Here is a 16,650-nt window from a genome sequence, read left to right as displayed (position 1 = left end):
AAAGCACTTCAATCTATCTGTTTAATTATACTCAAAAATCAATATCCCTCAATATTCAGTCCGTATAATAACCTGTACCGCCAGTAACTCCTTAAAACCTTTTTTACGTAATTTCTGGTCTCATCATAAGGGATCTCCTCTATGATCTCATCAGAAGGCCTCCCCTGATACCTCTTCATCCATCCCCGTACCGCGTTCTCGCCGGCGTTATATGAGGCTATAGAAAAAGGCAGAACCTTGAATTCTTTTAAAAGTAAGGACAGATAGTGTGTTCCAATTAGAATATTTTTTTCAACATCATACAGGTCTGACTCATTTTTCAGAACAACGCCTGCATCTGACTTGAGCCTGCCGGCGGTGGCAGGCATAAGTTGCATAAGGCCGTATGCCCCGGCCCAGGACATCACACCAGAATTAAATCTGCTCTCTTCCCTTATAAGAGCCTCAACAAGATAAGGGTCTATGCCTTTTGATTCAGAGACACTGCTTATTATATCCCAGTAAGCAAGCGGATATGACAGAACGAGAAAATCTCTCCCCTCTGCCCCTTCTGCGAATCTGATAATGCTCTTATATTCATCAATGCTCTTGGCCAGGTACCCGAGATATAACAGTTCTGAGTTAGCCAGAGATTTTGATAAAACAGCGGCAATTTCATTCACCGCCTCATCCTTCATCCCCAAAAGCGCAAGCGCATCTATTCTCTGGAAGCTCACGCCCTCCGGCCTTTCAGGGATATAAGGAGCAGCCCTCTCAGGCATCTCTCCAATCCCGTAATTCAACCTTAGAAGCAGCCCGTAATAACTGTTATCAGGGGCAAAGTCTTTGATTAGATACTTGCCGGACGCAGGACAATTTACACCTTCAGATTTATGAGTAAGGCAGTTCTCAGAGAGCTTGTCAATGCTCCTTGCCTTCCAGTAAATGTACTTATTGTAATCCTTGCTCTTCTTATATTCAGAGAGCCTGATAAAACCTGCAAGGGCCGCCTCATAATTGCCGGCGGTGTAGTTCATCCACGCTATCCCCCACAACGCCTCCTCTGCATCTGACGGTGAGTTCTCTATTATTTTATTGAATATCTCTGTAGCCGCATTCACATCACCCTTTCTCCTGAAGTCGTCGGCGTAAACAAAGAGAGCCATTGCAGAGTATTTGTCATTAGGGTACTTCTTCCGGAGTTCATTTACTACCTGCACAAACTCCCCAAACCTGTCAGCCCTGTAAAGAGACCTTGCCTGCCAGTATTTTGCCCTTGCGGAACCGACCGTGCCAAAGATAGCAGCTGACTTATCATAATCCTTAAGCCTGAAACGGCACGTAGCGATCTGATATTTTATTCTCTTTTTGATGGGATCAATAAAACCTTTTAGTGCATGATTGTAGTTAACTTCGGCCAGCCTGTAGTCGCCTTTTTTAAAGAAGTTGTCAGCCCTCTTTAATATCTCCCTCTTTGTAAATATATCAGCCTTCAAAGGCTTCAGTTCCTTACTTGCATCCGTAGAGAGCGGGGACGCGCTTATGTAGATGTCTTTATATATCTTTACTGCAGCTTCTGTTTCGCCTCTTCCTCTAAGCAGTGATGCGAGCATCCATTTGTAATCCCATTCCTGAGGATATAAATTGATGAATTCATATAGCTCTTTCTTTGCATCATTATCCCTCTTTAAGACAAGCAGGGATTTTATCCGGATAAGCATCACTTCCTTCTTGAGAAGGCTGTTCTTTATCTGGGCTGCCGCATCAAGGGCCTTTTCATATTCCCTGCTCTTGAGATAAGTATCAGCAAGAAGTTTTGACGCATAATCCTTAAGAAGCGGATACTCCTCTTCAGCCTTCTTCAGGTATTGTTCAGCCTTAACGGTTTCCCCTTTGATCAGGTAAAGCCTTCCAAGCAGGAGAAAGGCCTTGGCATCCGGCGAAGATCTTTCTATCAGTTGAAGAAGTGATGTTTCTGCCTCTACATGTTTGCCTGAACTTATGAATCCAGCCGCCTCTCTTATCTGAGCCTCGGCCTCATCAGGCTGAAAATATGAAGCATGAGAGATATGGGCAAAGCACAAAATAGATAAGAGCGATAAAAGAAGATATGGAATCTTTCGGACCGATGGAAGTAGCATTAGATATATTATCTTAAAAGACTCGGGCAAACAATCAAAAATATTGGAGGCGACGAGCGGATTCGAACCGCTGAATAAAGGTTTTGCAGACCTCCCCCTTAGCCACTTGGGTACGTCGCCTTTTAAGTGTGAGTAGGATTTTACCAGATTTTACCTTTTCATTGCCAATTCAAAAATTTAAAAACTTCAGATGCCGGCAAAATTGATCCAATATCGCTTTTATAACTGTATAGGTTGTGATAGAATTTACGCAGAGGCTTTCAGATGGTTAATAATGATAAAAACGATAACGAGTTTGGCCGTCAAGGCGAAATGGAAGAAGATGCGGCTGAACGCAAATTTGTCAGGAGGACTTTAGTTGACAGGCGAAGACACACGCACCACCTTGGATATAAAGGACATCAGCGAAGATACCATATCAGAAGACTAAAGAATGACAGAAGAGATGTTCCAGAACCGGAGAAAGATGACCTTGGTAAACATATCCCTTAAAAAAAGAGCAGGGCGATGCCTGATAGTCTTCATAATAATAATGGGGCTATTATCGTTAGGCGCGATGTGGTTAGTGACCAAGTTATCAATAATGCGTCAGGAAAAAATGGCGCAGAAAAATACTGAGCAGACAACACAAAAAACTACTGAACATAACTGGAAAGCAATAGCAGACAGTTTAACCTCTAAATATCAAGGCAAGATATTTTCAGTTTTACTAATCAACCCAAAAAACTGCCGGATCAATCTATCACCTGCCCTGTCTGAGCTTGAAGCTGTGGAAATGGCTGAAAACATAGGACGTGACATAAGAAATTTAACAGCCGGCATTAACATTGCAACACCATCAGTTCAGGTTTTCATTAATGGAAAACTTACTGCAGTCGCCCGGCTTGAGGGATCGGATTATATTGGTGAAGTCAGCCGTTAAATACGGCTGAAACATTGATATAGCAATAAACAGCAAGGAGTTAAACTAACATTTTCCCTTTAAGATTTTTCTCTTCATACATCAATTCATCAGCATCGGAAAGCAGTTTGTCTATTGAACACGGGGACTCGGGATTATAACGTTTTATCCCGATACTTAAAGATATCTCACAGGTCTTTCCCGCTTTAGCATTGTATGCATCCAGATTTGTTTTTAAGCGGCGGATAAGTCTCTGGATGTTGTCTTCATGCATACCATCTGCCAGAATCGCAAACTCATCACCGCCGATGCGGGCTATGATGTCAGATTTATCAAAACTTTTCCTGATAATGCCGGCTGTTTCTATTAATACATTGTCGCCAATCTGGTACCCCAGGTTATAATTAATATACTTCAGGAAATCAAGGCCGGCACAAAACAAAACCTTTTCTCTCTTTTCGCGCTCGGCCAGCTTCAGCTGATCCGCGCCCAGAACAAAAAATTCTCTCCTGTTGTAAAAGCCGGTAAGTTTATCAGATATTGACAATGTTTCAACTTCCTTCTCCAGGTTTTTACGTGCTACAATATTCAATCGTAATGGTTTAGCCAGGAAAAAATACAGGATCGGGATGACCACACATATCAATATTAATGAATCAATAATAGCTTGCGTGCTTAACGGAAAAGAAGTGAACTTCGAGATGGTGAACATAATTACGGCTTCTGCAGCAAATATTGAGACAATTGTAAACAGAAAAAGACGTTTCAACAAGAAACCATAAAACCACAGATAAGAATTATAACAGACAGGGCACTCATAAAATCTTGTAAAAACAAAAAACTTTATCAGCCAGTTACGGCGCTGCCTATTAAGTTCCACTCCGCATTTTTTGCAGATCATTTACAGTATACTCCCATCATTATCCTTGCCTCTTACACCTGCTAAATCCGGGCACTGCTTCTATGTCACAATCTTAAGAAATCGTAACAGAGCTTTCAACAGAGCAAGAATACGCGATCTCCAATTAAAAAGAAGGAGTTAATCCCGATTTGAAGGGACTAACTCCTTTGATCTTTAATGGAGCGGGTGAAGAGGCTCGAACTCTCGACCCCAACCTTGGCAAGGTTGTGCTCTACCACTGAGCTACACCCGCAATAAAACAATTTTTAACTCTTTTTATTCTATAATAGACAGTTAAAATCATAATGAATATTGAGTGGGTTTGTCAAATGCTCCACCCTGACATAGAGGAATTTAAAAAGAAGACAAAGGAAGGCAATCTGATCCCTGTCTATAGGGAGATCCTTGCCGATCTTGAGACCCCGCTTTCCGCATTTCTGAAGCTCAAGTCTAAGGCAGGTTTCTTGCTTGAGAGTATCGAGGGCGGCGAGAAATGGGCAAGATACTCTTTCCTCGGAAGCTCCCCTTCAATGATAATCGAGGGGAAGGGCAGAAACATCACTATCAAACGCGGTTCAGAAAAAGAGAAGGTTAAGTTCAAGCACGACCCGCTTGAGGTGATATCAGCTGAACTGAAAAAGTACAGGCCTGTAAAGACAGAAGGCCTCCCGAGGTTTCACGGAGGATTTGTCGGCTATATCGGATATGACACAGTGCGCCATTTTGAAAAGCTGCCTGACATGCGCCATAAGGGCATTGACCACCCTGATATCTTTCTGATGTTCACTGACACGCTTCTTGTCTTTGATAACCTGAGCCAGACAATAAAGGTCATATCCAACGCATACACAGAGGGAAAAGACCCTGAAGAGGCATACCGAGAGGCTGAAGAAAAGATAAATGCCATAGTAAAAAAACTGATGACAAAGGCTGTCCCGCCAAAGAACAGAAAGAGCAATAATACCGGGACAGAACAGAAAACAGAGATAAAAAGTTCATTCGGGAAAGAAGGATTTAAAGAGGCTGTTGAAAAGGCAAAAGAATACATCAACTCCGGTGATATCATCCAGGTCGTATTATCACAGAACTTTGAAAGAGAGACAGACATCAACCCCATGAACGCTTACAGGGCGCTTAGGGTCATCAACCCATCGCCGTATATGTTCTACCTGAATACAGGCAGAAGCACGCTTGTCGGCTCATCGCCTGAGATACTCGTAAGGGTAGAAGACGACACTATCGAACTGAGGCCTATCGCAGGCACAAGAAGAAGGGGCAAGACCAAAGAGGAAGATATCGCATTGGAGAAAGAGCTCATCGCCGACCCGAAGGAACTGGCTGAGCATATAATGCTCGTTGACCTTGGCAGAAACGATGTCGGAAGGGTTGCGGTCACAGGTTCCGTAAAAGTGACCGAACTCATGACAATTGAGAAATACTCGCACGTGATGCATATAGTCTCAAATGTTGTGGGCAAGCTCAAAAAAGGGCTTGACTCATTTGACGTGCTCAGGGCATCATTCCCTGCAGGCACCGTATCTGGAGCGCCGAAGATAAGGGCTATGGAGATAATCGAAGAACTTGAACCCACGAGGCGCGGGCCGTATGCCGGATGTTTAGGGTACTTTGACTTTTCAGGTAATATGGATATGTGTATAACAATAAGGACTATCATATTTAAGAATGATAAAGCATACATCCAGGCAGGGGCAGGCATAGTGGCAGACTCTGACCCTGAAATGGAATATCAGGAGACAGTGAATAAGGCAAAAGGCATGTTCAAGGCGATAGAGATGGCGGAGAAACTTTAATGTTATTAATGATCGACAACTATGATTCCTTCACTTATAACCTGGTTCAGTACTTCGGCGAACTGGGTGAAGATGTAAAGGTCTTTAGGAATGACAGGATAACTATTCCTGAGATTGCGATGCTGAGCCCTGGAAAGATAGTCATCTCGCCGGGACCATGCACGCCTAAAGAAGCGGGTATATCAATTGAGGTCATAAAACATTTCGCAGGCAAATTACCCATACTCGGCGTATGCCTCGGCCACCAGTCAATAGGCGCCGCGTTTGGCGGAGACATAATAAACGCGCCAAGACTTATGCACGGCAAGACGTCAATGATACATCATGACGGCAAAACCATATTTAAAGGATTGCCAAATCCTTTCGAAGCAACAAGATACCATTCACTCCTCATTAAGCGCGAGACACTTCCCAATTGCTTTGAGATAACCGCATGGACTGACATGGATGAGATAATGGGGATTAGGCATAAAGAGCTTCTTATAGAAGGCGTGCAGTTTCATCCTGAATCGATATTGACAAAGGCAGGGATGGACCTTCTGAGGAATTTCTTAAAGCTATAAGCAGACCAATGGCCAAACCTGTTAAACACAGAGTAAGAAGATACAAGAGTTCAAAGAGATCTACGAAATCCGGGCTTCTTCCCGGAGCTCCGGTATTTGTCGGCGAAAAAAAGACTGAAGAAGTAAAGATAACTTTAATTGATTATGATGAGATCAATGTTGAGATAAAAGAAGTCCACAAAGTTGAAGACTGCTTCCCATTCAAAGAAAGGCCGACGGTCACATGGATCAATGTTGACGGGCTTCATGATGTATCTATAGCAGAGAAACTGGGCGAACATTACAATATCCATTCCCTCGTCATCGAGGATCTCCTTAATACAGAACAGCGCCCCAAGATGGATATTATTGACGATTACATATTCATCGTCCTCAAAATGCTCACTTACAACGAAGAAACCAAGTATGTCGATGTTGAGCAGGTAAGTCTTATCATCGGCAATAACTACGTCATAACATTCCAGGAAAATATCGGGGATATTTTTGACTCGATCAGAGACCGGATCAAACTTAATAAAGGGCGCACAAGAAAGGCAGGCGCTGATTACCTCGCGTATTCCTTGATAGATGCCGTAGTGGATAACTATTTCAAGGTCATTGAAAATATCGGTGAAGATATAGAGCTGATAGAAGAGGAGCTCGTCACGAATCCGAGGCCTGAAACACTGCAGAAGATACATTTATTGAAAAGAGAGATGATATTTCTGCGGAAATCAGTATGGCCCCTGCGTGAGATGATAGGAAACCTGGAGCGGGAAGAGACTCCGCTTATAAAAGAATCCACCAGCATATACCTGCGCGACCTTTACGACCACACGATACAGGTCATTGATTCAGTGGAGACTTATCGGGACATGATCTCCGGCATGCTTGATGTATACCTCTCAAGCATAAGCAACAGGATGAACGAAGTAATGAAGGTCCTCACCATCTTCGCGGCGATATTCATACCGCTGACCTTCATCGCAGGACTCTACGGCATGAACTTCAATACGGCAAACAGCCCTCTCAATATGCCTGAACTCAACTGGTACTACGGTTATCCATTTGCATTGGGTCTAATGGCTACTGTGGCAATTACGATGCTGTTCTTCTTTAAGAGGAAGAAGTGGTTTTAGCGCCCTCTACCCAACCGGGATCTCAAGCACTATCCTGTCATATGACACTTCAGGAGTACACTTCTCTCTGCCGTCTTTGGTCTTCTTCAGATCTATAAGCCCCATCTCTTCCAGAAGCCGGACATCATTAAATGTATTCTTGATATCCCTGTGGAGCAGGCTGGCAAGTTGATAAATTGATTGCGGATGTTCTTTCTTGATCGTCTTCAATATCTTCAGCCTCTTCTCTGTCAGAACCTTTCTCATGGCATCAAGACTTTCAAAAGATATCCCCTCGTGCCTTGAAACCTTCTTACCTTTTTCCAGTTTTCCCCAGACACCTTTTACCTCATCTAATAATTCATCCTGCGTTTTTATGGATATTTTTATATCTCTTACTCTCATCTCTGCCTCCTGAATCGTTCTATGTCCATGTTAAAGTCCTGCCATAACTTATCCAGGCTATGAAATATATAAGGATACTCTCTGCCTTTGTAATGCCTGTGGTCTCCTTTATATTCTGCATTGTCATATCCCAGCACCCTTTTATTATCAGCAATATAGGCAAAAGAGTATTTGATGCCATGAGGCTTGTCTCTGCTTTCAGGAACACTCCATATCTTTATCTCCTGAAAAGTACTGTCCTCAAAATATCTCTTCTCATGATAAACAAGTTCTGCCTTCATTTTACCTCATCATGGTACTAATATACCATACATGCAAAAGAGCACCATCAGTTATTAGTTTAAAAAAATAAAGATGGATAAATGCAACCCCATTACTGCCTGATTTTTCAAGATAAAAAATTAACCCACATACTACCGCTGAAGATATTTTGAATTAATAAACAAGATGTGTTTCAAAGCAGAAGTCAGCAAAATCGAACCCAATGAAAGCAATAGAGACCGGCTCACCCAAGCAAAAACGACTGATGCAGATGCGGGACATTAACCTTCGCGGATATTTTCTGTTTCATTATCTCTTTCCTGAAACCCTCAATGCTGTCGCGCTCGCCGTGTACGAGGAAGACCTTATCAAGCCCTTTGCAGTGCCGCAGCCAGTCTAAAAGTATATCCTTGTCAGCATGCGCTGAAAAACCGCCTATCGTATATATCTTTGCGTTTACCTTGAAAGGCTCATCAAAGATCTTCACTCTCCTGTTGCCGTCAACTATCTTCCGCCCAAGTGTGCCGGCAGCCTGATAGCCCGCGAATATCACTGAAGATTCTTTTCTCCATATATTATGCTTAAGATGATGGCTTATCCTTCCGCCGTTGCACATGCCTGAACCCGCAATGATAATGGCATTGCTCTTTATAAAATTTATCTTTCTTGATTCTTCAGGATGCCTTGTGAGCTTTAAACCCTGGAACATGAAAGGGTCTATTCCTCTCTGCAACAGCCCGGCTGCTTCAAGATCGAAAAGTTCAGGATGCCTGTGCATGATATCGGCAACATTGATCGCCATAGGAGAATCAAGATAGACGGTGCAGGCGGGTATCTCCGCGTTCTGCCTGAATTCTCTCAGGAAATAAAGCAGGTCCTGAGCCCTCTCCAATGCAAATGAAGGAATAAGGACATTGCCGCCCCTTTTGAATGTATCGATTATCGCCTGACGGAATTCAGCTACTGAGTCATCAATATTCTTATGGTTCCTGTTTGCGTAAGTGCTTTCAAGTATGACCACATCAGCTCTTTCAGGGAATGAAGGGTCATTAAGTATCGGCTTGCCCCTGTTGCCGAGATCGCCGGAAAACAGTATCGTTCCAAAACCTTTAACCTTGATCTCTATGAATGCAGACCCGAATATATGCCCGGCGTCCCTGAATGTTGCGGTCACGTTTCCGTTTAATTTGATCGGAGTCTCATATCGTGCGCTTGGATCAAAATGCACAAGTGCGTCAACAGCATCGAGAGTTGTATATAGAGGCTCCCGCTGTATCTGTCCCCTGCGCCTCTTTATCCTCTTCCATCTCTCAAAATCCTCTTCCTGTATCTTCGCGGAATCAAGCAGGATTACCTTTGCGATCTCGCCGGTTGCAGCGGTGGTAATTATCTTCCCCTTAAAACCTTTCTTGACAAGGATTGGAATTCGTCCGCAATGGTCAAGATGCCCGTGCGTGACAAGGAGGTAATCGATAGAGGAAGGATCGAAACCGAACTCGCCATAGTTTTTCTCATCGATCTCAGAACCGCCCTGAAAGAGCCCGCAGTCAACAAGGATATTCAAACCTCCGGCTTCAAGAAGATGGCACGAGCCGGTTACAGTATCGACACCGCCGTGAAAAGAGATGTTAATTGACATTGGTTATACCATATCCTTTTATCTAAAATTAATTGAACGACTTATATATATTCCACAACCCTTCAGCGATAAAATTGGAAGCTATAGCCGCCAGCATCAGGCCCATCAACCGCGTTATCACCAGAGAGATGGTCACACCCATTATCTTGTTGATCTTGTCAGCGAATCTAAAAAAAAGATAAGAGAGAAAAAAGGTCAGTAAAATGGCAAGGAGTGTTATGACCTTCAAGTCCCATGTCTTGCCTGTTCGTATCAATACGATCACCGTAGTGATAGCGCCCGGGCCTGTGAGCAGAGGAATAGCAAGCGGGAACACGGCGACATCATCCCTCTTTGAAGCATCCTTGACTTCCTCAGGCGTCACGCTCTCTCTGGAGACCCTTCCATGGAGCATGTCAATGGCTATCAAAAAGAGCAGCACCCCTCCTGCGACACGCAGACTGTCCACGGTAATATTAAAGAACCTCAGGATGGCCTCTCCGGCAATGGCAAAAGCTATCGCTGTTATGCAGGCGACCGTCACAGAGCGTTTGGCTATCTCTTTCTTTGCAGAAAGATCCATCCCGTTAGTCAACGCGATGAACGTGAGTATGCCGCTCACCGGATTTACAATGACAAAGATAGATGTGAATGCGTAGATGAAAAAGGTCAAAGGTTCCATTTGGTCAGATATATCGCCTCTTAAAAATGCACCGTTATCAACCTGAACATCGGTCTGGATGAGACCTCATCCGGAGAGAGGAGATTGTTCTTATCCATATCCAGGCCCATAAAAGCCTTCATTATGTTTGAGTTGCTTTCCGCGTAATCTGAAAACTCAAAAAAGGTGATCCTGCTGTCTGTGTCCCTGTCTATCTTCTTGAAAACACTTTCATGCTCTTTCTCTTCAGTGATATCAGGGACGCTGCCCCATTCACTTTCAGTCACTTCTTTGTTCTTATCAGCATCAAGCTCATCAAAGACCTGCTTCTTCATCTCGCCTGAAAATTCCTGGAGATCTACCTTTCCGTCATTGTTTATATCAAGGCTCTTGAAGTATTCGTGCAGAGCTTCGCTTCTTGATGCCCCAAGGCTCATTATTGCAATTACAAGAATACCTAAAATAATTTTTACCGTTGCTCTTCTCATTTAATCCTCCTTAATATTTTTCAGCTGTTATTTCGTTTCCATGTCCATTCACGGATCTCAGGCATGTCCTGGCCGTACTTTTTGATGTACTGCTTATGCTCAATGAGTTTATCACGAACAAACTGTTTAGTGTAAGCTGCGACAGAGCCGAGATCCGCTACGCGGTCTATCACATCAGCAACAAGGTGGAAACGGTCCAGGTCATTACAGACGACCATATCGAACGGAGTTGAGGTGGTGCCTTCTTCTTTGTATCCCCTGACATGGAGGTTCTTGTGATTCGTCCTTCTGTAGGTGAGGCGGTGGATAAGCCATGGATAACCATGATACGCAAATATTATCGGCTTATCCTTAGTAAAGAGAGTGTCAAAGTCTTTGTCCGAGAGCCCATGCGGATGCTCCTCTTTCGGCTGGAGCGTCATGAGGTCAACAATATTGATGACCCGTATTTTTAGATCAGGCACCTGCTGGCGGAGGATGTCCACTGCGGCAAGTGTCTCAAGTGTAGGGACATCACCGGCACATGCCATGACAACATCCGGCTCCGAACCCCTGTCATTGCTTGCCCATTCCCATATGCCTATCCCGTATGTGCAGTGCTTGATAGCAGCATCCATGTCAAGCCACTGAGGTGCAGGCTGTTTGCCAGCGACAATAACATTTATGAAGTTACGGCTTCGCAGACATTTGTCTGTCACAAAGAGAAGTGTGTTTGCGTCAGGCGGAAGATAAACGCGGATGATGTCCGCCTTCTTGTTCACCACATGATCGATAAAGCCCGGGTCCTGATGGCTGAAGCCGTTATGGTCCTGCCTCCATACATGCGAGGTCAGGAGATAATTAAGAGACGCAATAGGACGGCGCCATGGTATCTCCTTTGACGTGACCTTCAGCCACTTTGCGTGCTGGTTGAACATCGAGTCAATGATATGGATAAATGCCTCGTAGCATGAGAAAAGCCCGTGCCTGCCTGTGAGAAGATAGCCCTCAAGCCAGCCCTGGCACGTATGCTCGCTCAGTATCTCCATCACGCGCCCGTCAGGAGAGAGGTGGTCATCTTCAGGAATCGTATCAGACATCCATACACGGTCTGTCACTTCAAAGAGCGCGCCGAGGCGGTTTGATGCTGTCTCATCCGGGCCGAAGACACGGAAGTTACTGCTCTTCATATTGAGCTTCATTATATCCCGCAGAAAGTATCCCATAACGCGTGTTGCCTCTCCCTCAACCTGCCCTGGTGCATCTACCTTTAACGCGTAATCGCGGAAGTCAGGCATCTTTAGAGCCTTGAGGAGCGCACCGCCGTTGGCATGAGGATTTGCGCCCATACGCCTTTCACCCTTTGGAGCGAGTTCAGACAGTTGGGGTTTAAGCATGCCTTTCTCATCAAAAAGTTCTTCAGGCCTGTAGCTCTTCATCCAGTCTTCAAGAAGTTTGATGTGGCCGGGATTGCCAGTCATTTCTGAAAACGGAACCTGATGCGACCTCCATGAACCCTCGGTCTTCTTGCCGTCAACTACCTTCGGGCCGGTCCAGCCTTTTGGCGTCCGCATAATGATCATAGGCCACATCGGCCGTTTTGTAACCCCATTTAAACGGGCACTATCCTGTATCGATTTTATCTCGGCAAAAACTGTATCCATGGTCGAAGCCATCAGCTCATGCATGACTTCGGGGTCAGACCCTTCAACAAAATACGGTTTATATCCATACCCGATAAAAAGCTTTTCAAGCTCCTCATGACTGATCCTTGCCAAAAGTGTGGGGTTGGCTATCTTGTATCCGTTCAGATGAAGTATCGGCAATACTGCTCCATCGCGCGCAGGATTTAGAAATTTGTTTGAATGCCAGGCAGCGGCAAGCGGTCCTGTCTCAGCCTCTCCGTCTCCGACGACACAGGCAGCGATAAGGCCGGGGTTATCAAATACCGCGCCGTAGGCATGAGAAACAGCATAACCGAGTTCACCTCCTTCATGTATCGAACCCGGTGTCTCAGGCGCTACATGGCTGGGAATTCCGCCGGGGAATGAGAACTGTTTAAAGAGTTTCTTCATCCCGTCGGCATCCTGAGAAATATGCGGATAGACCTCGCTGTACGTTCCTTCAAGATAAGTGTTGGCAACGATCGCAGGGCCGCCGTGACCGGGGCCGGCAATGTAGAGCACATTCAGGTCATGCTCCTTTATAATTCTGTTGAGATGAACGTAAATAAAATTGAGCCCCGGAGTCGTGCCCCAGTGGCCGAGCAGCCTCGGCTTGATGTGCTCTATCTTCAGAGGTTCCTTCAGGAGCGGATTATCATAAAGATATATCTGCCCCACGGCAAGATAATTTGCCGCGCGCCAGTAAGCATTCATTAACTGTAATTGCTCTGCGGATAAAACATTACTCATTTAACCCTCCTATAACTGTAAACGCCTCTTTTGCAAGAACTGCGGCTTCGTCTACTGAAATCACCCACGCTTCAATTTTACTTGAAGATGAAGTGATGCGCCCTTCAATACCAATTGTATCATTGTTAATACGGCGGTCAAGCTCTATGCCGCACCATTTCATATCATGGAGAATGCGCTCTCTTATCAACGAAGCATTCTCCCCTACCCCGCCGCCAAAGAGAATTACATCAGCCCCGTTGAGAACTGAAAGGTATGAACCTATATATTTTCTTGCGCGGTAGCAGTAAAGATCAATTGCAAGGCGCGCTTCAGGTGCGTCGCTTTCCAGCAGCACACGCATATCATTGCTGATGCCTGATAAACCCAATAAACCTGAGGACTCGCTCAGCATTTTATGTATCTCATCTGCTGTAAGGCCTCCGGACTTTTGAAGAAATAATAATATCTCAGGGTCAATATCTCCTGAGCGTGTTGCCATGACCAGACCTTCAAGAGGAGAAAAGCCCATTGAGGTATCTACAGCTTTGCCATCTCTTATAGAAGTTATCGAACAGCCTGCGCCAAGCTGAAGCGATATCACCCTGCCCCCGTATTTAATATCAGGCCGTATTCCCTGCCATCTCTGAAGCATGGCGCTGTGAGCAAGGCCGTGAAAGCCGTAACGCCGTATCCCGTGCTCTATGCAAATATCACGAGGCAAAGCGTACGTTTTTGCAACTTCAGGCATCTGAGAATAAAAGGCTGTATCAAAGACCGCAACCTGCGGAACATTCTGCCCGAATAATTCGCGGCATATGCGGATCCATTTCAAAGCCGATGGATTGTGCAATGGCGCCATAGGTGAAAGGCGGTTGATCTCATTCTCGATTTCACTATTTATCAGACATGGCTGAAGGAGTTTTGTGCCTCCATGAACGACACGGTGGGCAATGCATTGAACATCCTTAAAATTGCTTTCATTAACAAAAGCCCGCAGAATTGCCTCGGGTGTACTCTCGTTCAGCTTTATATGTCTGTCAGCCAGCTTTTTAGGCACGCTGCCTGAATTGATAAATGCGGCAAGACGGACAGAGGAACTTCCTGTGTTTACACTTAATATCTTCAATTTGCCTTTTTGTAACGATTATAAAACAAGACAGTTTGATACTTCCCTGATAGAATGAATTATATATGAAATTTGACCGGAAGCAATAACAAATATTATATTTATCCATACTGCAGAAAGATAAGCAGCTGAACTTTCCCCCGCATTACTTCGAGTTATGGGAAGCAGAATATGAAGACTAACGGCAGTGACAGGATAAAGAAGAGCCTTCATTACTCTATCATTGACGGGACCTTTGCCGCATCTATGATAGGTTTCGGAGAATCTTTTCTAGCTGCTTTCGCAGTCTTTCTCAAAGCAACCAACATAAACCTCGGCCTGTTAAGCTCCATGCCTCTGCTGATAGGTTCACTATCGCAGCTTTACTCAAATAGGCTTATCAGGCTTTTTGGATCGCGGAAAAATCTCGTCTCAACAGCAGCCCTGCTCCAGGGTCTGATGTATATCCCAATATCCCTCGTATTCTTCTTCGGAACATTCCGTATCGCTCATCTGATATTTTTTGCCTGCCTTTACTGGTTATTCGGCATGATACTCAGCCCGGCATGGAACAGCTGGATGGGCGACCTTGTGAATGAAAACGAGCGCGGCGCTTACTTCGGCATGAGGAACAAGGTAACAGGCTTTGCAACATTCTCAGCTTACATGGCAGGCGGATATATTCTGCAGAATTTTTCAAGCACGCCTGAAATGCAGTATATAGGCTTTGTCACGATCTTTTCACTTGCGCTTATTTCGAGAATAGCCTCATTTTTCTTCCTTAGGAAAAAGTACGAACCGCCGTATGAAGTGTCTGAATCAGCTGAATTCAGTTTTGTTGAGTTCATCAGACAGGCGAGATTCCGTAACTACGGCACATTTGTGCTTTACCTCTCTTTAATGAATTCCTGCGTCTATATGTCAGCGCCGTTCTTTACTCCCTATATGCTGAACGACCTGAAATTCAGCTACTCAACATATACCATCATCATTGCGGCTGCCATCATTTCAAAACTCCTCTTCATGCCTGTCTGGGGCAAGGCATCCGACAGGTTCGGCTCAAGAAAGGTACTGAGCCTATCAGGTTTCTTAATGCCTCTTGCGCCTATTCTCTGGCTCTTTTCCAGTTCGGTCTGGTATCTTCTGGCAGTCCAGATCTATGCCGGTTTTGTCTGGGCAGGTTTTGAGATAGCATCCTTTAATTTTATCTTTGACACAACAACACCTCAAAAAAGGGCGACCGGCATCGCATATTACAATGTCATTAACGGTGTTGCCATATTTGCCGGCTCCCTAATCGGCGGCCTGATAGTACGCTACAATCAGATATTCTGGTCGAATTACCTTCTGGTATTTGTTGTGAGCTGCATCATCAGGTATATAGCCTCGTTTATCTTCATTCCAAAACTCAGGGAGGTCAGGGAGGTTGAGCACATCCCATATTCAAAACTATTTTTGAAGGTAATCAGCACAACACCGACAATAGGGCTTGTATATGATCTGATACCGTTTAAGAAGAAATCTGATTGAGACAGTTAGGAAAAGTTAAATTGATTTTTGGTAAAGTTTAAGTTATATAATAACTGAGTGATCGACCCAAAGATAAGGTGATGACATGACCTATTTCAGCAAGTGAAACAAAGCCTTGATTTCAATATCTTAGCCCAGCCAACTGAGACAACATGCGGCCCGGCATGCCTGCACGCAGTTTATAATTATTTCGGGGACAATATCTCGCTGGATCAGGTTGTCCAGGAGGTAAAGTATCTTGATGAGGGCGGCACACTTGCCGTGTTTCTGGCATGCCATGCCTTGAACCGCGGATATACCGCAACGATCTACACATACAACCTCAACATCTTTGACCCGACATGGTTTGCGGACGACGGGCCGGATATACAGGAACGTTTAAAAGCACAGATGTCGGCAAAGGATATTCCCAAACTCCATGTGGCAACAGAAGGCTTTCTTGAATTCCTGCAGCTTGGCGGCAAGCTGAGATTAAAGGACCTGACCAAAGCGCTTATAAGAAAATACCTGAACCGCGCCGCTCCGATCTTAACGGGCCTCAGTTCAACATATCTTTACCAGAGCCCGAGGGAATCAGGACAGATGAACGACTGGGATGATATAAAGGGAGAGCCTGCAGGGCATTTTGTCGTGTTGAACGGATATAACAGGGAAGAGCGGACCGTCATGGTGGCTGACCCTTTTCTCGCGAACCCGTATTCCGACAGCCATCATTATATGATCTCAATAGACAGGGTTTTGTGTTCTGTACTTCTTGGAGTTCTGACCTATGACGCAAACCTGCTCATCATCGAACCCAAGAAGGCAAAGTAAG

Annotated in this window: 16 protein-coding genes and 2 tRNA genes; 7 read left to right on the top strand and 11 right to left on the bottom strand. The window is 44.8% G+C overall.

Going from position 1 to position 16,650, the window contains the following annotated elements:
- Positions 1-38: 38 nt before the first annotated feature.
- Together Q7U10_06525 and Q7U10_06520 are read right to left on the bottom strand one after the other, a co-directional pair.
- On the bottom strand, positions 39-2,120 hold the full coding sequence (locus tag Q7U10_06525) for a transglycosylase SLT domain-containing protein (protein MDO8282264.1): 2,082 nt from the start codon (positions 2,118-2,120) through the stop codon (positions 39-41).
- Between the two features lie 44 nt (positions 2,121-2,164).
- A tRNA-Cys gene (locus Q7U10_06520) sits at positions 2,165-2,240 on the bottom strand.
- 144 nt (positions 2,241-2,384) lie between these two features.
- Here Q7U10_06520 and Q7U10_06515 point away from each other — a divergent pair.
- Together Q7U10_06515 and Q7U10_06510 are read left to right on the top strand one after the other, a co-directional pair.
- Complete coding sequence (locus Q7U10_06515; GenBank protein MDO8282263.1) at positions 2,385-2,612, top strand: hypothetical protein; 228 nt, start codon at positions 2,385-2,387, stop codon at positions 2,610-2,612.
- Entirely contained in the window at positions 2,554-3,042 is a 489-nt protein-coding gene (locus Q7U10_06510; protein ID MDO8282262.1) for a hypothetical protein, read from the top strand. The genes Q7U10_06515 and Q7U10_06510 overlap by 59 nt, the downstream gene beginning before the upstream one ends.
- 40 nt (positions 3,043-3,082) lie before the next feature.
- On the opposite strand, the gene Q7U10_06505 is transcribed toward Q7U10_06510, so the two are convergent.
- Entirely contained in the window at positions 3,083-3,733 is a 651-nt protein-coding gene (locus Q7U10_06505; protein MDO8282261.1) for a GGDEF domain-containing protein, read from the bottom strand.
- 367 nt (positions 3,734-4,100) lie between these two features.
- Positions 4,101-4,175, bottom strand: a tRNA-Gly gene (locus Q7U10_06500).
- A 76-nt stretch (positions 4,176-4,251) separates the two neighbouring features.
- On the opposite strand from Q7U10_06500, the gene trpE reads away from it, so the two are divergent.
- Genes trpE through corA form a run of 3 tightly spaced genes read left to right on the top strand, consistent with a single transcriptional unit; the run spans position 4,252 to position 7,414 of the window.
- Entirely contained in the window at positions 4,252-5,733 is a 1,482-nt protein-coding gene (gene trpE / locus Q7U10_06495; protein ID MDO8282260.1) for an anthranilate synthase component I, read from the top strand.
- The gene (gene pabA / locus Q7U10_06490) at positions 5,733-6,296 is read left to right on the top strand and encodes an aminodeoxychorismate/anthranilate synthase component II (protein ID MDO8282259.1); all 564 of its coding nucleotides are present in this window, start codon (positions 5,733-5,735) and stop codon (positions 6,294-6,296) included. Before trpE ends, pabA begins: the two co-directional genes overlap by 1 nt.
- An 8-nt stretch (positions 6,297-6,304) precedes the next feature.
- On the top strand, positions 6,305-7,414 hold the full coding sequence (corA, locus tag Q7U10_06485) for a magnesium/cobalt transporter CorA (protein MDO8282258.1): 1,110 nt from the start codon (positions 6,305-6,307) through the stop codon (positions 7,412-7,414).
- Between the two features lie 6 nt (positions 7,415-7,420).
- Here the strand turns inward: corA and Q7U10_06480 are convergent, their stop codons facing one another.
- The 7 genes from Q7U10_06480 to Q7U10_06450 form a co-directional block, all read right to left on the bottom strand.
- The gene (locus Q7U10_06480) at positions 7,421-7,798 is read right to left on the bottom strand and encodes a MarR family transcriptional regulator (protein ID MDO8282257.1); all 378 of its coding nucleotides are present in this window, start codon (positions 7,796-7,798) and stop codon (positions 7,421-7,423) included.
- Positions 7,795-8,079 carry a DUF6516 family protein gene (locus tag Q7U10_06475; protein MDO8282256.1) on the bottom strand — a complete coding sequence of 95 codons (285 nt, stop codon included), beginning with the start codon at positions 8,077-8,079 and terminating at the stop codon, positions 7,795-7,797. The genes Q7U10_06480 and Q7U10_06475 overlap by 4 nt, the downstream gene beginning before the upstream one ends.
- Before the next feature lie 224 nt (positions 8,080-8,303).
- Positions 8,304-9,698, bottom strand: coding sequence for an MBL fold metallo-hydrolase (locus Q7U10_06470; protein ID MDO8282255.1), 1,395 nt, complete (start codon positions 9,696-9,698; stop codon positions 8,304-8,306).
- A 28-nt stretch (positions 9,699-9,726) separates the two neighbouring features.
- On the bottom strand, positions 9,727-10,359 hold the full coding sequence (locus Q7U10_06465) for a MarC family protein (GenBank protein ID MDO8282254.1): 633 nt from the start codon (positions 10,357-10,359) through the stop codon (positions 9,727-9,729).
- A gap of 20 nt (positions 10,360-10,379) precedes the next feature.
- On the bottom strand, positions 10,380-10,826 hold the full coding sequence (locus Q7U10_06460; protein MDO8282253.1) for an EF-hand domain-containing protein: 447 nt from the start codon (positions 10,824-10,826) through the stop codon (positions 10,380-10,382).
- A gap of 20 nt (positions 10,827-10,846) precedes the next feature.
- Positions 10,847-13,219, bottom strand: coding sequence for a phosphoketolase family protein (locus tag Q7U10_06455; protein MDO8282252.1), 2,373 nt, complete (start codon positions 13,217-13,219; stop codon positions 10,847-10,849).
- A complete protein-coding gene (locus tag Q7U10_06450; GenBank protein ID MDO8282251.1) occupies positions 13,212-14,327 on the bottom strand; it encodes an acetate/propionate family kinase in 1,116 nt (371 codons plus the stop codon). The genes Q7U10_06455 and Q7U10_06450 overlap by 8 nt, the downstream gene beginning before the upstream one ends.
- Positions 14,328-14,498: 171 nt before the next feature.
- On the opposite strand from Q7U10_06450, the gene Q7U10_06445 reads away from it, so the two are divergent.
- Both Q7U10_06445 and Q7U10_06440 read left to right on the top strand, forming a co-directional pair.
- Positions 14,499-15,836, top strand: coding sequence for an MFS transporter (locus Q7U10_06445; protein ID MDO8282250.1), 1,338 nt, complete (start codon positions 14,499-14,501; stop codon positions 15,834-15,836).
- Between the two features lie 102 nt (positions 15,837-15,938).
- Positions 15,939-16,649, top strand: coding sequence for a C39 family peptidase (locus Q7U10_06440; GenBank protein ID MDO8282249.1), 711 nt, complete (start codon positions 15,939-15,941; stop codon positions 16,647-16,649).
- Position 16,650: the final 1 nt, after the last annotated feature.

The organism is Thermodesulfovibrionia bacterium (genome assembly GCA_030646035.1).
Lineage (GTDB): Bacteria > Nitrospirota > Thermodesulfovibrionia > UBA6902 > UBA6902 > JACQZG01.
This window is presented reverse-complemented; position numbering and strand designations above follow the sequence as displayed.